This is a genomic window from Stenotrophomonas sp. HMWF023 (assembly GCF_003060985.1).
Taxonomy (GTDB): domain Bacteria; phylum Pseudomonadota; class Gammaproteobacteria; order Xanthomonadales; family Xanthomonadaceae; genus Stenotrophomonas; species Stenotrophomonas lactitubi.
In genome coordinates, this window is record NZ_QAIJ01000240.1 from 1 (window position 1) to 1666 (window position 1666).

Here is a 1666-nt window from a genome sequence, read left to right on the forward strand (position 1 = left end):
GCGCATCACTGTCATGCAGCGGACATACGCACAAGGGCGCCGGCATTGCTGCCGGCGCCCTTGTGCGTCTCCTGCAACTACCGAAGCAATCGCGGTTACAGCGGACGGCCGATGCCCGAGCAGGTGCTGGGATTGTTCAAAGCAGCGGCGTTGCTCGCGGCCACGAAGCGCATGCGGATCGCATCACGCCAGGCCTTGTTCAACGGGATGAACTTGTGCGCGCCGATGGCGGCATCATTCGGGCCCTGCTCGACACCGTTGACCACGATGCTGCCATAGATCCGATGAAGCGCCCCGCGGATTCTTGCAGCCAACAGTACATCCTTGTAGCACTGCCCAAACAGAAGATTAGTGGTTCCCACGATCGGATATCCTGAGCTCGGGTTGGCAAACACCGGCACCCAGTTCGCCGGGTTCCGGGCAGCGGCATCGGTCGGCGGTGCCACGGTATCCAGTGTCGCTTGAGTACTCACGTCCTTTGGAGAGAAGCCCTTGACCCGCGCAACTCGAGTGGCATCCGAGAGATCAAGAGACAGGTCTGGTCCTGTGTATCCAATTGTCCCGTCGGTCGCAAGAATGGCGGCGTACACTGCCGCGTCGCCGGACGCCGGAGCAGCAACGAAGTTCGAGGGAACAAGGGTGAACAGATTGGCGAAGGTCGACTGCACCGAGAACGCCGGCACGCCGTTGGTCAGCTTCAGCGTAGTGGCCGACACGTCGGCCGGCTGACAGGCGCTGGTGAGGAAGCGGGTGAGCAGTTCACTGATGCCGCTACTCTCGCCACGGTAGACAACCCGGATGTAACCGCTACGGCCAGAGCCGGCTAGCTGGCTCCAATGATTGATCTTGCCGGAGAAGATGCCGCAGATCTGGGTGACCGACAGGTCAACCGCCGAACCAGGCTTGTTGAAGGGAATGACCACCGGAGCCAGCGCAACGGGAATCTGGATCAATGCCCCATAACGGTTGGGATCACCAGACCGGTCGAACGTGTTGTTGTAGACGCTCATTTCGGCGCCGCTCAGCACCGCATCGCTGCCAGCAAAGTGCACAGTCCCCGTTGTCGAGAACCGTGATGGGTCATTGGTCAGGAATGCCAGCTTGCCGACGCCCGAGTTCGTAGGGGCGTAGCTGAACGACGACGGAAGAATGCTGTCCGGACTCCCCTGATACAGGGCCGCCGGCATTGTCGCACCACCGCCCTGGACAAGAATCTGTGCATTTGCTTCTAGAGTTCCGACCAGCGCGCAACTGGCGAGCCATAATGCCTTCAATAGCAGCTTCATGAATTTGGCAACTCCCTGCCTTCTCTGGATACGGTCGTTCATACCGCAGTGCGCCGACCTGACGGCCGGCGCACCCGGAGAACACTTTTGATGTATCTCGCAGTTACAGCGGACGGCCGATGCTGGCGCAGGTGCTCGGGTTGTTCACGGCGCCGGCATTGCTGGCGGTCGCGAAGCGGGTACGGACCGCATCACGCCAGGCCTTGGTCAGCGGGATGAACTTGTGCGCGCGGATGGCCGCATCGTTCGGGCCCTGCTCGACGCCGGCGACCACGACGCTGCCGTAATGGCGGGTCAGGAAGCCACGGACGTTGGCGCCGACAGTGGCGTTCTTGTAGCACTGGCCGAACACGAAGTTGGTGTAGCCAGCGATCGGATAG

The 1666-nt window shown here is 61.4% G+C and carries 1 protein-coding gene and 1 pseudogene; both read right to left on the bottom strand.

Annotated features, from left to right (window positions below; genetic code table 11):
* Positions 1 to 95 precede the first annotated feature (95 nt).
* Positions 96 to 1286 carry a substrate-binding domain-containing protein gene (locus DBR20_RS13295; protein ID WP_108266509.1) on the bottom strand — a complete coding sequence of 397 codons (1191 nt, stop codon included), beginning with the start codon at positions 1284 to 1286 and terminating at the stop codon, positions 96 to 98.
* A 103-nt stretch (positions 1287 to 1389) separates the two neighbouring features.
* Positions 1390 to 1666: pseudogene (locus DBR20_RS23190) on the bottom strand (alkaline phosphatase); the annotation flags it as partial.